The sequence below is a fragment of the Streptomyces sp. P17 genome, from assembly GCF_032436805.1.
Lineage (GTDB): Bacteria > Actinomycetota > Actinomycetes > Streptomycetales > Streptomycetaceae > Streptomyces.
Genome location: NZ_JAVRBF010000015.1, coordinates 34,892 through 50,418, shown reverse-complemented (window position 1 = coordinate 50,418; position 15,527 = coordinate 34,892). Strand labels below are relative to the sequence as shown.

13 protein-coding genes and 1 pseudogene are annotated in these 15,527 nt (G+C 68.7%); 9 read left to right on the top strand and 5 right to left on the bottom strand.

Annotated elements, in window-relative coordinates:
* Positions 1-70 precede the first annotated feature (70 nt).
* From mfd to RMT89_RS12355, 3 genes are all read left to right on the top strand, one after another.
* On the top strand, positions 71-3,604 hold the full coding sequence (mfd, locus tag RMT89_RS12365) for a transcription-repair coupling factor (protein ID WP_315883754.1): 3,534 nt from the start codon (positions 71-73) through the stop codon (positions 3,602-3,604).
* A 75-nt stretch (positions 3,605-3,679) separates the two neighbouring features.
* Positions 3,680-5,080 (top strand): NACHT domain-containing protein, encoded by a 1,401-nt coding sequence (locus tag RMT89_RS12360; protein ID WP_315883753.1) that lies wholly within the window; start codon positions 3,680-3,682, stop codon positions 5,078-5,080.
* The gene (locus tag RMT89_RS12355) at positions 5,077-5,646 is read left to right on the top strand and encodes a hypothetical protein (protein ID WP_315883752.1); all 570 of its coding nucleotides are present in this window, start codon (positions 5,077-5,079) and stop codon (positions 5,644-5,646) included. The genes RMT89_RS12360 and RMT89_RS12355 overlap by 4 nt, the downstream gene beginning before the upstream one ends.
* A 15-nt stretch (positions 5,647-5,661) precedes the next feature.
* Here the strand turns inward: RMT89_RS12355 and RMT89_RS12350 are convergent, their stop codons facing one another.
* A complete protein-coding gene (locus tag RMT89_RS12350) occupies positions 5,662-6,252 on the bottom strand; it encodes a TetR/AcrR family transcriptional regulator (RefSeq protein WP_315883751.1) in 591 nt (196 codons plus the stop codon).
* A gap of 121 nt (positions 6,253-6,373) precedes the next feature.
* Between RMT89_RS12350 and RMT89_RS12345 the strand changes: the two genes are divergently transcribed.
* A complete protein-coding gene (locus tag RMT89_RS12345; RefSeq protein WP_315883750.1) occupies positions 6,374-7,264 on the top strand; it encodes an SCO6745 family protein in 891 nt (296 codons plus the stop codon).
* 131 nt (positions 7,265-7,395) lie between these two features.
* On the opposite strand, the gene RMT89_RS12340 is transcribed toward RMT89_RS12345, so the two are convergent.
* Entirely contained in the window at positions 7,396-7,581 is a 186-nt protein-coding gene (locus RMT89_RS12340) for an Rv0909 family putative TA system antitoxin (protein WP_315883749.1), read from the bottom strand.
* A 142-nt stretch (positions 7,582-7,723) separates the two neighbouring features.
* On the opposite strand from RMT89_RS12340, the pseudogene RMT89_RS12335 reads away from it, so the two are divergent.
* The 5 genes and pseudogenes from RMT89_RS12335 to RMT89_RS12315 form a co-directional block, all read left to right on the top strand.
* Positions 7,724-8,077: pseudogene (locus tag RMT89_RS12335) on the top strand (HNH endonuclease); the annotation flags it as partial.
* A 130-nt stretch (positions 8,078-8,207) separates the two neighbouring features.
* Positions 8,208-8,933, top strand: a complete 726-nt coding sequence (locus tag RMT89_RS12330; protein WP_315883748.1) for an HNH endonuclease family protein — start codon at positions 8,208-8,210, stop codon at positions 8,931-8,933.
* Positions 8,934-9,166: 233 nt separating this feature from the next.
* On the top strand, positions 9,167-9,976 hold the full coding sequence (locus tag RMT89_RS12325; RefSeq protein ID WP_315883747.1) for an ABC transporter ATP-binding protein: 810 nt from the start codon (positions 9,167-9,169) through the stop codon (positions 9,974-9,976).
* On the top strand, positions 9,973-10,734 hold the full coding sequence (locus RMT89_RS12320; RefSeq protein WP_315883746.1) for an ABC transporter permease: 762 nt from the start codon (positions 9,973-9,975) through the stop codon (positions 10,732-10,734). Before RMT89_RS12325 ends, RMT89_RS12320 begins: the two co-directional genes overlap by 4 nt.
* Before the next feature lie 15 nt (positions 10,735-10,749).
* Positions 10,750-11,541, top strand: a complete 792-nt coding sequence (locus RMT89_RS12315; RefSeq protein ID WP_315883745.1) for a MerR family transcriptional regulator — start codon at positions 10,750-10,752, stop codon at positions 11,539-11,541.
* Between the two features lie 55 nt (positions 11,542-11,596).
* Here the strand turns inward: RMT89_RS12315 and RMT89_RS12310 are convergent, their stop codons facing one another.
* From RMT89_RS12310 to RMT89_RS12300, 3 genes are all read right to left on the bottom strand, one after another.
* A complete protein-coding gene (locus RMT89_RS12310; RefSeq protein WP_315883744.1) occupies positions 11,597-12,196 on the bottom strand; it encodes a DUF6262 family protein in 600 nt (199 codons plus the stop codon).
* The gene (locus RMT89_RS12305; RefSeq protein ID WP_315883743.1) at positions 12,193-14,010 is read right to left on the bottom strand and encodes a tyrosine-type recombinase/integrase; all 1,818 of its coding nucleotides are present in this window, start codon (positions 14,008-14,010) and stop codon (positions 12,193-12,195) included. Before RMT89_RS12305 ends, RMT89_RS12310 begins: the two co-directional genes overlap by 4 nt.
* Before the next feature lie 380 nt (positions 14,011-14,390).
* Positions 14,391-15,458, bottom strand: a complete 1,068-nt coding sequence (locus RMT89_RS12300; protein ID WP_315883742.1) for a tyrosine-type recombinase/integrase — start codon at positions 15,456-15,458, stop codon at positions 14,391-14,393.
* Positions 15,459-15,527: the final 69 nt, after the last annotated feature.

Sequence of the window (15,527 nt, the reverse complement as noted above, 5' to 3'; positions counted from 1 at the left end):
GGAGACCCCCGGCCCGTACGACGAGTCGGGCCCTTCGCGTTGCCCACCCCCGGACGGAAGCTCCCTCCACATGAGCCTGCACGGTCTGCTCGACGCCGTCGTCAAGGACCCCGCCCTCGCGGAAGCGATCGCCGCGGCCACCGACGGCAACCGTATGCACGTCGACCTCGTCGGCCCCCCGGCGGCCCGCCCCTTCGCGGTCGCCGCCCTGGCCCGCGAGTCCGGCCGCCCCGTGCTCGCGGTGACCGCTACGGGCCGGGAGGCCGAGGACCTGGCGGCCGCCCTGCGCTCCCTCCTCCCCCCGGAGGGCGTCGTGGAGTACCCCTCCTGGGAGACCCTGCCGCACGAGCGCCTCAGCCCCCGCAGCGACACCGTCGGCCGTCGCCTCGCCGTCCTCAGGCGCCTGGCCCACCCTCGCCCCGACGACCCCGAGACCGGCCCGGTCTCCGTCGTCGTCGCGCCCGTCCGCTCGGTTCTCCAGCCGCAGGTCAAGGGCCTCGGCGACCTGGAACCGGTGGCCCTGCGCACCGGTCAGACCGCCGACCTGAACGTCATCGTCGAGGCCCTCGCCGCCGCCGCGTACTCCCGCGTCGAGCTGGTCGAGAAGCGCGGCGAGTTCGCCGTACGAGGCGGCATCCTCGATGTGTTCCCGCCCACCGAGGAACACCCCCTGCGCATCGAGTTCTGGGGCGACGACGTGGAGGAGATCCGCTACTTCAAGGTCGCCGACCAGCGCTCCCTTGAGGTCGCCGAGCACGGCCTGTGGGCGCCGCCCTGCCGCGAGCTGCTGCTCACCGAGGACGTACGGGCACGCGCGCGTGCACTCGCCGAGCAGCACCCGGAGCTCGGCGAGCTGCTCGGCAAGATCGGCGAGGGGATCGCCGTAGAAGGGATGGAGTCGCTGGCTCCGGTCCTGGTCGACGACATGGTACTGCTGCTCGACGTCCTGCCCAAGGGCGCGATGGCCCTGGTGTGCGATCCGGAGCGGGTACGCACGCGTGCCGCCGATCTCGTGGCCACCTCGCAGGAGTTCCTTCAGGCGTCCTGGGCGGCCACGGCGGGCGGTGGCGAGGCGCCCATCGACGTCGGCGCGGCCTCCCTGTGGTCGATCGCGGACGTCCGCGACCGCGCGCGCGAGCTGGACATGATGTGGTGGTCGGTGTCGCCGTTCGCGGCGGACGAGGCGCTCGAAGAGGCCGACACCCTCAAGCTCGGCATGCACGCGCCCGAGACCTACCGAGGCGACACCGCGAAGGCGCTCGCCGACACCAAGGGCTGGCTCGCCGACGGCTGGCGCGCGGTCTACGTCACCGAGGCCCACGGCCCCGCGGCCCGCACCGTCGAGGTGCTCGGCGGCGAGGGCATCGCCGCCCGCCTGGACGCGGACCTGACGGCGCTGAGCCCGTCCGTCGTGCACGTGGCGTGCGGCTCGATCGACTACGGCTTCGTCGACCCGGCGCTCAAGCTCGCCGTCCTCACGGAGACCGACCTGTCCGGCCAGAAGGCGGCCGGCAAGGACGGCGCCCGCATGCCCGCGCGCCGTCGCAAGACCATCGACCCGCTCACCCTTGAGGCCGGCGACTACATCGTCCACGAGCAGCACGGCGTGGGCCGCTACATCGAGATGGTCCAGCGGACCGTGCAGGGCGCCACGCGCGAGTACCTCGTCGTGGAGTACGCCCCCGCCAAGCGCGGCCAGCCCGGCGACCGGCTCTACATCCCCACCGACCAGCTGGAGCAGATCACCAAGTACGTCGGCGGCGAGGCGCCCACGCTGCACCGCCTGGGCGGCGCGGACTGGACGAAGACCAAGGCACGCGCGAAGAAGGCCGTCAAGGAGATCGCGGCCGACCTGATCAAGCTGTACAGCGCGCGGATGGCGGCCCCGGGACACGCCTTCGGCTCGGACACCCCGTGGCAGCGCGAGCTGGAGGACGCCTTCCCCTACGCGGAGACGCCGGACCAGCTCACCACCATCGCCGAGGTCAAGGAGGACATGGAGAAGACGGTCCCGATGGACCGCCTGATCTGCGGCGACGTCGGCTACGGCAAGACGGAGATCGCGGTCCGCGCCGCCTTCAAGGCCGTACAGGACGGCAAGCAGGTGGCGGTGCTGGTGCCGACGACGCTGCTGGTGCAGCAGCACTTCGGGACGTTCAGCGAGCGGTACTCCCAGTTCCCGGTCAACGTACGCGCGTTGTCCCGCTTCCAGACGGACACCGAGGCCAAGGCGGTCCTGGAGGGCCTCAAGGACGGCGCGGTGGACATCGTCATCGGCACGCACCGCCTCTTCTCCTCGGAGACGAAGTTCAAGGACCTGGGTCTGGTCATCGTCGACGAGGAGCAGCGCTTCGGCGTCGAGCACAAGGAGCAGCTGAAGAAGCTGCGCGCCAATGTCGACGTCCTGACGATGTCCGCGACCCCGATCCCGAGGACCCTGGAGATGGCGGTGACGGGCATCCGTGAGATGTCCACGATCACCACACCCCCGGAGGAACGGCACCCGGTCCTGACCTTCGTCGGTCCTTACGAGGAGAAGCAGATCGGCGCGGCGATCCGCCGTGAACTCCTGCGCGAGGGCCAGGTCTTCTACATCCACAACCGGGTGGAGTCGATCGACCGCGCGGCGGCGAGACTCCGCGAGATCGTCCCCGAGGCGCGGATCGCGACCGCGCACGGCCAGATGTCGGAGACGGCGCTGGAGCAGGTCGTGGTCGACTTCTGGGAGAAGAAGTTCGACGTGCTCGTGTCGACGACGATCGTCGAGTCCGGCATCGACATCTCCAACGCCAACACGCTGATCGTGGAGCGCGGCGACAACTTCGGTCTGTCGCAACTGCACCAGCTGCGCGGCCGGGTGGGACGTGGCAGGGAGCGCGGGTACGCGTACTTCCTCTACCCGCCGGAGAAGCCGCTCACGGAGACGGCCCACGAGCGTCTGGCGACGATCGCCCAGCACACGGAGATGGGCGCGGGCATGTACGTGGCGATGAAGGACCTGGAGATCCGCGGCGCGGGCAATCTCCTCGGCGGCGAGCAGTCCGGTCATATCGCGGGCGTCGGCTTCGACCTGTACGTCCGTATGGTCGGCGAGGCGGTGGCGGACTACCGCGCGTCCCTGGAAGGCGGCGTGGAGGAGGAGCCGCCGCTGGAGGTCAAGATCGAGCTCCCGGTGGACGCGCACGTCCCGCACGACTACGCGCCGGGCGAGCGGCTGCGCCTGCAGGCCTACCGCTCCATCGCCTCCGCCAACACGGAGGAGGACATCAAGGCCGTACGCGAGGAACTCGTCGACCGCTACGGCAAGTTGCCCGAGCCGGTGGAGAACCTGCTGCTGGTGGCAGGCCTGCGGATGCTCGCCCGCGCGTGCGGCGTCGGCGAGATCGTCCTGCAGGCCAGCAACATCCGCTTCGCGCCGGTGGAGTTGCGCGAGTCGCAGGAGCTGCGGCTGAAGCGTCTGTACCCCGGCACCGTGATCAAGCCGGCCGTGCATCAGGTGCTGGTGCCGCGGCCCAAGACGGCGAAGGTGGGCGGGAAGCCGTTGGTCGGGCGGGAACTGCTGGGCTGGACCGGGGAGTTCCTGGCGTCGATTCTGGGGTCGTAGCGACGATTACGCCGTGGGCCGGCCCCGCCCTCCGGCAAGATGTCGGCGATGCGATCCGGGGGACGGGGGCGGTCGATGGCACGTCGGTGGACGCTGGGGCTCGGCGGCTGTGTGCTGCTTCTGGCGGGGCTCTTGTGGGCCCTGTCGGCCAAGGACGGCGCCCTGGAACTGTCCGAGCGCACCGACATGATGGCGCTGGCGTGCGCGATCGTCGGCCTGGTCGGCATGTTCGCCACCTTCTGGCGTCCGCGGGGCGCCGGCGAGGACGTCGTGGCGGCGGTGGCCCGGCTGGGGAACGCCGTGCGGGAGGTGGGCGAACCGCAGTGGCGGCAGAGCCTCGGCGGCGATCTCACCCCCATCGACGTGACCTTCCGCTTCCGCCCCCAGTCGGGCGCCCGGGCCGCCGTACTCCCGGCCGCCCCGGCGCTCCAACTGGCCCAGGTCGTCGAGGACTTCCGGGAGATCAGACCCAGTCGGCTGGTCATCACCGGTGAACCGGGCGCCGGCAAGACGGTGCTGGCGCGCAAGCTCGTCATGGAGTTCAACCGGGTGCGCACCGAGCAGGAACCCGTCCCCGTGATGATCGCGCTCGCCGACTGGGACGAGGACGAGCCCCTGGCCGAGTGGATCGCCCGGCACCTGGAACGCGACTACGGCATCCCCCGCTCCTCCGCCGGCCAGGTGCTGCGCGCCCGCATGGTGCTGCCGGTGCTCGACGGCCTCGACGAGATGGACGGCTCGGCGGCCCCCGCGGACCGGCGCCGGGCCAGGACCGCGCTGGAGGCGCTGGACCGCTACCAGGACGGCACGGATGCCGCGCCGCTGGTGCTGACCTGTCGTACGTCGGAGTACGACGCCTTCGAGGCCGAGGGACGGCACATCCTCGACTCGGCCCGCATCGAGATCGACCCCGTCACACCGGACCGGGCCCACCTGTTCCTGTCCCGGCGCGGGGCGGCCCGGCGGCCCTTGCCCTGGCAGCCGGTGCTGGACCGGCTGGCGGCCGAGCCGACGGGGGTGCTGGCGCGGGCGCTGTCCACGCCTTGGCGGCTGACGCTGGCGGCGACTGTGTATGAACCGGAGGGGGATCCGGGGGGGGGTTGCTTACGGCTACGACGAGCGAGGGTGTGGCGGATCTGCTGCTTGCGCGCTATGTCGGGGCGGCCACAACGGGGGCGCCCGGGCGCTATGCGAGCGATGACGTCCATCGCTGGCTCGGTGTTCTCGCACGCTCCCTTGGTTCGGGCAGCGGTGCCGAGACGGATCTGGCACTGCTGGAACTTGAACGCCGGATCCCGCCGTGGCAGGTCGCCACGGTGTGGTGGGGCGTCGCGGCGCTGCTGGTCCTGGCCAGCGGGACAGTTGCCTGCATGGCCGCCGTGGGGGCATCCACCTTCTGGTTCTTCGTGGGGGTGTTCTTCCCGGTCGCCATCGCGGTTGTGCCAAAGCTGTTCCCGCAGACGTTGGCGCCTGTGACCTCCGGAATCCCGCCGCTCGGCAGTCCGTTGTGGCGGGTGGGCTTCCGGCTCATGATGCGCTACCCGCGGCGCATTCAATGGTCCTACCCGTTCGACGTGGCGCTGGTGCTGTTCATGTCCGTATGGGTGGGGTCGCTTCCGCCGCCGACCGGGAATGTGTGGCAGGCGGGCGTCCTGGCGGCGGTCAGTATGGTGCTCTGGTGCCTGATGGAGGCCGGCGGTTGGATCGAAGTCGCCGCCTGCGGGCCCACCGGCGTACTGCGGAACGCGGCCCTGTACGTCGCGTTTCTCATCGCTATGGTCGCCCTGCTGACGGTCGGTTCGGGATTAACCTACTTCAGCGTGAGCCTTTTGTGCTGGGTCCTGCTCATGTTCATGGGTGCCTTCAGAGGGCCGGTTGGCTACATGGCCTTCCTCCTCTGGAACCGCCCACGCCTCCCCCTCCGCCTCGCCCGCTTCCTCGACTGGTCCGTCACCGCCGGGCTGATGCGCACCTCCGGCGTCGCCTACCAGTTCCGCCACCGCGAGTTCCAGGAGTGGCTGGTACGGAACCCGGTGCCCTGAGCGGAGCGCGGCGGCTCAGGGCTCGCGCCGGAACAGCATCGCTGCCAACTCCCGGAACATCTGCTCCGGATCCCGCTCGCCGACCGGGCCATCCAGGTTGTGGCCGAGGAGCAGCGTCGCGAACCCGTGGGCCAGCGACCACGCCGCGACGCCCGCGAGGCGGCTGTCGATGCCGAGTTCCTCGGACCGCACGGTGGCGACGGCCCCGCGCAGGGCGTCGCCGGCCAGCGCGCGGGCGGTGGTGAGTTCGAGGTCGTCGGCGCGCAGCAGTTCGGGCGAGAACATGACCTGGAAGTGCGCCGGGTGCTCGCGAGCGAAGCGTACGTAGCGCACGCCCGAGTCCTTCAGGTCCGTGGCCTCGGTGAGCGTGGCCGCGAGCAGCCCGAATCCTTCGGCCGCGATGGCGGTGAGCAACCCGGAGCGGTCCTTGAAGTGGTGGGCCGGCGCCGCGTGCGAGACCTCCGCGCGACGGGCGAGATCACGCAGGCTCAGCGCGGAGGGTCCGTCGGTGGCGATGACTTCGAGCGCGGCGGTGAGGATGGCGCGGCGCAGGTCACCGTGGTGGTACGGGCGTTCGGTGGCCTTCTTGGCCGGTGCGGGGGTCATGCACAGCAGCGTACGCGGAATCTAGGCATTGACAAGTTCGAGGGGCTCGGGCAATCTTGTCAGTGTCAAGTTGCGGAGCGGGCTTCCGGCTCCGGGGTCTGGAGTGCGAGGGGGAAACACCATGTCGGCGTACGGCGAAGAGCCCGGCGGGATCGAACCGGCCCGCGTCCGTCAGCTCTGGCACCTGTTGGAGCCGCTGCATGCGGTGCTGTATTACGCGCCGGAGGTGTTCGAGGAGGCCGCCGCGCTCGGGTACGACACCAAGGAGCGCTGGCCGAGCTACTTCCCGTTCCGGGCGGCGCCGTTGGGCGTGGTGGGCAGTGAGCGCGTGACCTCCGCCTTCTACAGCTTCAGTCCCCGCATGGTCGCCGAGCACATCGACCCGGCGTGGCAGACCGCGAGCGCCGACGACGTCGTGAAGGCGAGACTGCGCGGCATGGACAGGGCATACCGCGCGCTGTTCGGTGACCGCGTCGACAGCCCGGAGCTGAAGGAGGCGGCGGCCCTCGCCTGGCGCGCTGCCCAGACCGCGAACACCGCGGGCCGCCCGCTCGCCGCGGCCAACGCCGAACTGGACTGGCCCGAGCCACCCCACCTCCAGCTGTGGCATGCGGCGACGATCCTGCGCGAACACCGCGGTGATGGCCACGTCGCCGCACTGCTCGTCGCCGGCCTCGACCCGGTCGAGTCGCTCGTGTCCTTCGCCGCGACAGGCGCCGCGTCCGTCGAGCGCTTCGAGAGCCGGGGCTGGAGCGCGCAGGAGTGGGCGGCGGCACGCGAACGCCTCGTCGCACGCGGCCTGCTGACCCCCGACGGCACGGCCACCGAGTCGGGCCACGGCCTGCGCCGTGGCATAGAGGAGCAGACCGACCGCCTCGCCGCCGGACCCTGGAGCTCGCTCACACGCCAGGACATCGACCGACTCACCGACCTGCTGGGGGAGTTCTGGGTCGCCGTCCTCTCCTCGGGCTTGCTCCCCTCGGAGACGACGCTCGGGATAGGCAAGGTCTGAGGGGCGCCGGGGCTTCCTTTGGAGGCGGGGGCCGGATTCGGCCCGGCATGTACGTGGCACGGCGAAGCCGTCCGCGGGTGGTGGGTCTCCGCGGACGGCCTCACTTCCAGGATGGCTCTCCGGCCTGGGCCCTACGGTTGGTCGGGCCTGTCCCGGTCCATGCCGAGCGCGCCTTCGCCTCTGCGCTGCGCGTCGTCGACCTGGTTCTCGTACTTGTTGCCCGTCTTGTCGTTGACCTTCTTCTCCGCGGTGTCGGACATGTCCTTGGCTTTGTCCTGCATCCCGCGGTTGCTCTTGAATCTGTCGAAGATGCCCATCCAGAGCTCCTTCCGGAGGTGACTCAGAAACGACGATACGCCGGAGATGTGAGGGATGCGCATTTTCGGCTCATATGGTCTGGACCTCTCGGCCGCTACCGTGGGAACAGGAAACCGGCACACAGGGGAGGGGCGCATCGTGATGCGTCTGAGGGGCGGATCGGCGCCATCCGCCGCGGTGCTCGGCATGGTGCTCGTACTCACGGGCTGCGACGACCTGCAGGACCTATCCGCGGACGACGCCGCCTCCGGCTCCGCCCAGGACGCCGGCCCAGGCCGTGCGGTCAGCCCCCTGGCCAACCCCGACGGCACCGAGCCGGGACTCGCGGCCATCACCTCCGACACCGACCGGGCCGAGGCGCGGGCCCTGATCGAGAAGGTGGCGACCAAGGGGCGCGGCCCCAAGACCGGGTACGACCGGGACGAGTTCGGCTACGCCTGGATGGACTCGGCCCCCGGCGGCATACCGTACGCCCGCAACGGCTGCGACACCCGCATTATCTCTATGGTTCGCCGGGTGATGCAGACGTTTACGCAGCTCACGCAGGGAGTGGTGAGCTGTGCTTGCTAAGAGGGACGTGAGGCACAGGGCTGTTGGGGACGCTCGCTTCTTCCGTGCGGCGACGATGCTGGCAGCTGCGGTGCTGCTCGTCTCGGGATGCGAGGGTCTCGGCGACGACGGCTCCTCCACGGGCTCCGGGCCGACTGCGTCGGACGGACGGGTGGTCAGTCCGCTCAAGAACCCTGACGGTACGAAGCCGGGGCTCGCGCCTCTGACGACGGATGCGGACAAGGCCGCGGCCCGCAAGCTCATCGAGGAGCTGTCCACGAAGGGGCGGGGGCCGAAAACGGGCTATGACCGCGACAAGTTCGGCTACGCATGGATGGACACGGCCGACGGGGTGCCGCTCGCGAAGAACGGGTGCGACACTCGAAATGATCTTATTCGTCGTGATGGTCAGAACCTTCGTTTCCGAGCCGGCTCCGACTGCGTGGTCATCGCTATGACCCTGAAAGACCCGTACACCGGAACGATCATCGAGTGGCGCAAGCAGAAGGCCACCGAAGTGCAGATAGACCACGTGGTGCCGCTGTCCTACAGCTGGCAGATGGGCTCCTCACGCTGGCCGGAGGCCAAGCGAAAGCAGCTCGCGAACGACGTGCTCAATTTGATTCCCGTCCAGGGGCGGGCCAATTCAGCCAAGGGCGACTCCGGCCCTGCCTCCTGGCTCCCGCCGAACAAGCCGATCCGCTGTGCGTACGCGGTCCGCTTCGCCCAGGTCGCCATCAAGTACGAGATGCCGGTAACGGCTGCGGACAAACAGATGATGCTGCGGCAGTGCGGTGGCTGAGAGGGCGGCTGTGATGGTCTTCCGGGGTGCCCGCGCTGGTCGTGGACGGCGGTCTGAGGAGTAGATCCTTTGCCAGCGGTTGGCTTCGGGTTCGTCAGAGCAAGCAGGGCGCGCAGGAGGTGGATGCCGCCGTCGGAGCCGGCTTGACCTTGACGCTGGGTCAACCCCCCATCCTTCCGGCAGGGGTGTCCACGCAGACGCGTGGAGCAGCTCCGCGAAGGAGGCAGATGACCATGACGGCCCAAACGATCGCCGGTCCGGCGATGCGCGTGCGGGGTCTGGAGAAGTCGTACGGGAAGCTCGAAGTGCTGCGCGGCGTGGACTTCGACGTGGCGCGGGGCAGCATCTTCGCCCTGCTCGGCTCCAACGGGGCGGGCAAGACCACGACCGTGAGGATCCTCGCCACGCTCCTGAAGGTCGATGCGGGGACGGCGAGCGTCAATGGCTTCGACGTCGCCACTCAACCGGCGAACGTGCGGGAGTCCATCAGTCTCACCGGACAGTTCGCGGCCCTCGACGAGATCCTCAGCGGTCGGGAGAACCTCGCCCTCGTCGCCAGGCTGCGCCACCTCAAGGACCCGGGCGTGATCGCGGATGACCTGCTGAGGCGCTTTTCACTGAACGAGGCGGGCGCGCGGCGAGTGTCCACGTACTCAGGTGGGATGCGCCGCCGACTGGACATCGCGATGAGCCTCATCGGGAATTCGCCGGTGATTTTTTTGGACGAGCCGACGGCCGGACTCGACCCCGAGGCGCGTATCGAGGTGTGGGAAGCGGTCAAGGAGCTCGCCGGCCACGGAACGACGGTGCTGCTCACCACGCAGTATCTGGACGAGGCCGAGCAGCTGGCCGACCGGATCGCGATCCTCCACCAGGGTCGGATCATCGTGAACGGCACCCTTGCCGAGCTCAAGCAGCTCTTCCCGCCCACCAAGGTCGAGTACGTCGAGAAGCAGCCGACTCTGGAGGAGATCTTCCTGGCGGTCACCCGCGGCGGCGACAAGAGCGACGCCACCGGCATGACAACTGGGGGACAAGGATGACCGCGTACTTTTTCAGCGACACTGCCGCGCTCACGGGGCGGACCCTGCGCCATGTCACACGCAGCCTGGACACCATCATCACGACCGCCATCACGCCGGTCGCCATGATGCTGATGTTCGTCTACGTGTTCGGCGGCGCCATTGATACCGGGTCGGTTTCGTACGTGAACTACATGCTGCCCGGCATCCTGCTCATGACTATCGCATCAGGCATCTCCTACACGGCGTACCGGCTGTTCACCGATGTGAAGAGCGGGATCTTCGAGCGATTCCAGTCCATGCCGATCGCGCGGTCGGGTGTGCTGTGGGCCCATGTCGTCACCTCGCTGGTCGCCAACCTGATCGCGCTCGTGCTCGTCGTGGGCGTCGCTCTGCTCATGGGCTTCCGCTCGGGGGCAGGAGTGTCGGCATGGCTCGCGGTCGCCGGCATTTTGCTCCTGTTCACCCTGGCGCTCACCTGGCTCGCCGTGATCCCTGGACTCTCCGCGTCGTCGGTCGAGGGGGCGGGCGCGTTCGCCTACCCGCTCATCTTCCTGCCGTTCGTCAGCTCGGCGTTCGTGCCCACAAAGACGATGCCCGGCCCGGTGCGCTGGTTCGCCGAGCAACAGCCGGTGACGTCGATCGTCAACACGATCCGTGCTCTGTTCACGGGGCAGCCGGTCGGCGACGACATCTGGATCGCGCTCGCGTGGTGTGTGGGCATCCTCGCCGTGGCGTACGTCTTCGCGATGACCGCCTATCGCCGGAAGGTCGCCTGAGGCAGGCTGAGCCCCATGCTCACCATCAGCCAGCTGGCGGCGTACGCCGGGGTGACGGTCCGGGCGGTACGCCACTACCACAAGATCGGGCTGCTGGCCGAGCCCGAACGCGACCGATCGGGGTACCGGACCTACGATGCCGCCGCGGTCGTGCGACTGATCCGGATCCGCACCCTGGCCGACGCCGGCGTACCGCTGGCCAGGGTGCAGGAACTCCTCGACGCCAACCCGGAGGAGTTCGCCGGCGGCGTCCAGGAGATCGACAAAGATTTGCGCGCCGAGATCCGGCGGCTGCAGGACACTCGCAGCCGACTCGCCCGGCTCGCCGCCGGAGAGCACCTGGCGCTCCCGCAGAGCGTCGTGGACTACCTCGACCGGCTGCGCGGTCTCGGCGTCGGGGAGCGATATATCGAGCTGGAGCGGGATGCCTGGATCATGATCGCCGCGCAGGTGCCGGACCTGATCGACTCCGTGATCGCCAAGAAGCACGAGGAGCTGGACGACCCCGACATGGTGAGGCTCTACAGCTTCTTCACCGGGGAGCCCGACTGGCTGGCCGGCGATCCACGGATCGTCGAGGTCGCCGACATCCTGGAGCGTCTGATGATTCGCGCCGTGGAGGCCGGCGAGGTGGGGGCCGATGGCTTCGACGATCAGTTCGTCGCCCTGATGGACTCAACCATGCTTGAGTCCGCACCGGGCGCCGAACTGGTGCTGGCGATTCTGAAGGAGCGTGGCTGGAGGGGCTGGACCCGCATCGAGCGAGTGCCTGCCGACAGGCTCAACAATGAGCCGCCGTCATCTTGAAGGCAGAGCAGGCACCGTGCCAGACCCTTGGCCAGCTATTTCAGATGATGCGTGTTCACCGCGGGGGCACCGATCGCATGGCACGTCGGAGCCCAGCTCTGGCGGCGACGAGTTCATCCTCGACTTCCTGTAGCCGCCCCTTCAGAGCGTTCAACTGATCCTGAGCTGCGGATAGTTGGCTTCTCAGGTCGGCGTTCTCGCGCTCCAGTTGCTGAATACGCTCCACCAGGCGGTTGTGGTCGACCTCTTCGATCTCGGCTCCCAGCGACAGGCGGACGCGCTCTCGGAGTCGATCCCGTTCCCGCTTGAGGTCCTTGATCTCCTCTCGTGCCAGAGCAAGCTCCGTCTGCAACGCAGCAGGTGATGCCAGCTGCGTGCCTGGCGCTGAACGCCCTCGCAGGCCCTGCACGCGCTGGGTGGTCATACCGGTCCGGACAGCGTCGTGCACCTTGGGCTGGTTGTAAATGAACCAGGTAGACACCGATGCCTCGCGGGCGACCTGGGCGACGCTGATCCGGCGCCCGGAGCTGAGCAGGTCGCTCACCGCTTCCAGCGCGCGTGCCGTCTTGGCTTCGCTGTCACGGGTGCGACTGGCATGCAAGCGCTCGATACGTGCGTCCCGGTCGTTGCCGCCGGCCGGGGCGGTCGGCTTCACTCAGGGCTCCGGGTGTGCAGCGCCTGGAGAGGGAAGAACGCTGCGGCGGAGCGCGCCTTGCGCAGTTCGCGTGAGGCCGACTCGACTGCAGCCCGTTCCTCCGGCGGCATCTCTTCGAGTTTCCGGCGCATCTCATCGGCCGACTTCGCGTACGCGCGGATCTGGTCGTCGAGATTGCGTACGACCCAGTCGGCGGCGTCCATGGCCAGGGCGGACTCCTTGTCGGCCCGCAGGTCCGCGATCTGCTGTTCCAGGGCCGGGAGGTAGGAGGGGTCGGGTCGGTAGAAATCGCAACCGGCGCACTGGAAGCGGATGCGGCAATGCCCGCCGCCGGCCTTGACGTTGCTCGGCTCGGTGCAGCCCCCATAGGGGACCGCGACGCTCTCGACCTCGTAGGCAAGGGCGTCCTCGAAACCGCGTGGAGCGCCATGCCGGTCGACGGCGAGTCTCGCCACTGTCTTGACCGCCTCCTGTTTCCTGGTCAGGGAGACCTTGTAGTAACCCATGGTGACGTCCAGAGACCGGTGGTCCATGAGCTCCCGGAGGACGTCCGGACGGGTTCCGGCATCAGCATGACGCTGGGCGTACGCGTGGCGGAATCCATACGGGACGATCTGCGTGCGGTCGTAAGCGAGCGGTTCGCCGTTGTCGTCCAGGCGGTCGTCCACAAGATCCGGGATCAGCTCGTCCACCCAGTCGCGGAAGATCCTGTTGCAGAACTGCGAGGTGGTCAGATGACCGCGACGTGGACGATTGCGCTGACCCGGCGAGGGGAACAGCCACTGCTCGCAGGCGGGTACGGCTGGCAGCCGGTCGAGTTCCTTCTGCCATGCCTCGATGGCCTGGGCCGTGCTCTCGGAGACGGGGAGCCTACGTCCGTGACGGCGGCGTTTGTGATTGTCGTAAAGGAGGGTGGGCTTGCCGTCGACCCGCTCCAGGCAGTCGCGGTGCAGGCTGGTCACCTCGCCGGGGCGGCGGCCGGTGTCACGGAGGACCGTGTAGACCACCTGGTACATCCGCGCGAAGTCGACGGATGACCAACCGCCGCTCTCGTACGAGGTCGAGGTGCCCAAGAGATCAATATGCGCATCGAGTTGGGCGATGACGCGCTCCGGTACGGCCCGGCCGATGTCGTCCTCGGACGCCTCGACGGCGGCGATGGTGTGGAAGCGGGGGTTCAACGCGAACCCCCCGGGCACGTGGTCCATCATCCCGGCCTGGCGGGCGAACTCAAGGAACGCGCGCCAGTAACGCAGTAGCGTCCGGCGGTGACTGGTTGAGTAGTCGTGCCCGTCCTCGGGCCGCTTGGTGATGCGGAACATGTCCACCACGGCGTTCATGTCCGCCATCGACAGCCGCTCCGGGGCTTCGCCGTCCGCGCGGTTCGCCAGGGCGGACGAGGCGATGCTTGCCGCATACACCGTCTGGCGCAGGTCCAGAACGCAGGGACGGACAGTACGCCCGTACTCCTTCACCAACTCCCGCAGCCACTGCTGACGCACGGGCCGGAAGTCGATGTCACCGTGGACGGCGATGTACTTCCTGCCACGCCCGGCGGTCAGCCCGACCAGGGCACACTCCCAGACATCACCAACCGTCGGGTCGACGCCCTCGAACTCGACGCGGGCGCGACGGACATGGAGCAGCACACCATTCAGCACTCCGGACGTAGCTGCCGGGAGCCCGGAGGCGAAGTCTTCGCCCAGCTCCAGAAGCGACCCGAGCCCCGAGGGGAGCCCGGCCACGATACGGCGGACGCGCTGGGGAACCAGGCTGATCCCGGCTGCGTCGCGCTGCTGGAGTCCGTACAGCATTTCGTGGCACACGGCGGGCGATACCCCTGACAGAGAGAACTGGGACACCCCTGGCAGCGCTCCATCCGTGATGTTGGGCCTGCGTCGGGACACCACGGGGACGTACGTCGCGTCGAAGTCAGCCGGGTTGCCCTGGAGAAGTCGGGCCTTGCGACAGGCGTCACAGCGGGCCCCGTTGCTCACCACATGAGTGGAGCAGGCGGCAACGACGCAGCTGAACACCTTGGTGGCAGGATTGCTCGGGTCTGCCGTGAACAGCGCTCTGTCCTGGTCCCACTCTCCTGTCCGCCAACCAGGAGCGAGGCGTCCGGAGAGCCAGTTCGACCACTCTGGCTCACTGTGGCCGGGTGGTACGGCGATGGCGAGGCTGACGGCAGGCGTCATCGGGCGGCCTCCGGCGCGAGACGGTTGACGGCGGCCCGGAGGTCCTCGTCATGGGCGTGCACATAGACGGCTGTGCTCGCCGACGACGCGTGTCCCAGCAGGGTTTGCACCACATCTGGTGCGACTCCGCTGCGAATCCACTGGGTCGCTGCCGTATGCCGCATCATGTGCGGGCGTGCACGGAGACCGCAGCGCTTCCCGATCCGTTCGATGACCTGTTTGGCGTTGGAATACGTCACAGGGCGGCCCACAGCGCCGCCGACGAGGTTGACGAAGACGTAGTCACAGTCGGCAGCTTCGGCGATCTCCTCTCGTTCGGCGAGATGGTCGCGGTAACGATGGACTGCCCTCTGCGTCAGCGGGACCATTCGGTGACGGCCGGCCTTCGCGCGTGCGCCGTTCTCGTTGTCCTGGCGAGGCCGGACGTGCAGGTGGGCGCCACGGGTTCGGCAGCCGAGATGCGTGGAGTCAGGCAGCAGATGCATGTCCTCCCGCCGCAGCCCGAGAGCTTCGCCGATCCGCAGGCCGCCTTCGACGAGCACAGTCAGGAGCAGCCGGTCGCGAGCTGTGCGGGCCGCCTCAAGTACCTGAGCGACTTGGGGAGTCGTAAGCGTCGCCGGAGCCTTCTCGATTTCAGGTGCTTTCAGAACACGGGCCTTGATCACGAGATATTGGCCACCCTCGCCCGGATCGAAGCCACTGGGCGGCGAGGTGAGGAAGCGGGGCTCGCTCAGCCGTTCGGCGACCTCATGGGCCACGTGCCCCTGAGCGGCGCAGAATCGGAGGAACTCACACACGGCGGTGAGGACCGCGTTGACGGTCTTCCCCGTTGGCAGCTGCCCCTGCCTGGTCGGTGTCTGCTCGACGTGGAACTTGAATCGGGTCACGTCGCCGAGCCCTGCGGTCTTCCAGTCCGTGCCGCGCCCCGTGCACCAGTTGAGGAAGCGGCCGATCCGGGGAATGTAGGCGCGCTGGGTCTGCGGTGAGCGTCCGGCGCCCCGCAGGTAGAGCGAGAACTCCCGAGCCTCGGGGTGAGGCCGGTATGTCTCCTCGTCGACGAGCAACCAGGTGACCTCTCCCGTGGTGGGTGAGATGGCCCTCTCCGTACGTAACACCATGGATCACCCTCCTGT

Excerpts from the sequence above, each read along its gene's own strand:
- mfd (WP_315883754.1), top strand. The coding sequence starts at position 71 with ATGAGCCTGCACGGTCTGCTCGACGCCGTCGTCAAGGACCCCGCCCTC.
- RMT89_RS12360 (WP_315883753.1), top strand. The coding sequence starts at position 3,680 with ATGGCACGTCGGTGGACGCTGGGGCTCGGCGGCTGTGTGCTGCTTCTG.
- RMT89_RS12350 (WP_315883751.1), bottom strand. The coding sequence starts at position 6,252 with ATGACCCCCGCACCGGCCAAGAAGGCCACCGAACGCCCGTACCACCAC.
- RMT89_RS12345 (WP_315883750.1), top strand. The coding sequence starts at position 6,374 with ATGTCGGCGTACGGCGAAGAGCCCGGCGGGATCGAACCGGCCCGCGTC.
- RMT89_RS12340 (WP_315883749.1), bottom strand. The coding sequence starts at position 7,581 with ATGGGCATCTTCGACAGATTCAAGAGCAACCGCGGGATGCAGGACAAA.
- RMT89_RS12330 (WP_315883748.1), top strand. The coding sequence starts at position 8,208 with ATGCTGGCAGCTGCGGTGCTGCTCGTCTCGGGATGCGAGGGTCTCGGC.
- RMT89_RS12325 (WP_315883747.1), top strand. The coding sequence starts at position 9,167 with ATGACGGCCCAAACGATCGCCGGTCCGGCGATGCGCGTGCGGGGTCTG.
- RMT89_RS12320 (WP_315883746.1), top strand. The coding sequence starts at position 9,973 with ATGACCGCGTACTTTTTCAGCGACACTGCCGCGCTCACGGGGCGGACC.
- RMT89_RS12315 (WP_315883745.1), top strand. The coding sequence starts at position 10,750 with ATGCTCACCATCAGCCAGCTGGCGGCGTACGCCGGGGTGACGGTCCGG.
- RMT89_RS12305 (WP_315883743.1), bottom strand. The coding sequence starts at position 14,010 with ATGCTGTACGGACTCCAGCAGCGCGACGCAGCCGGGATCAGCCTGGTT.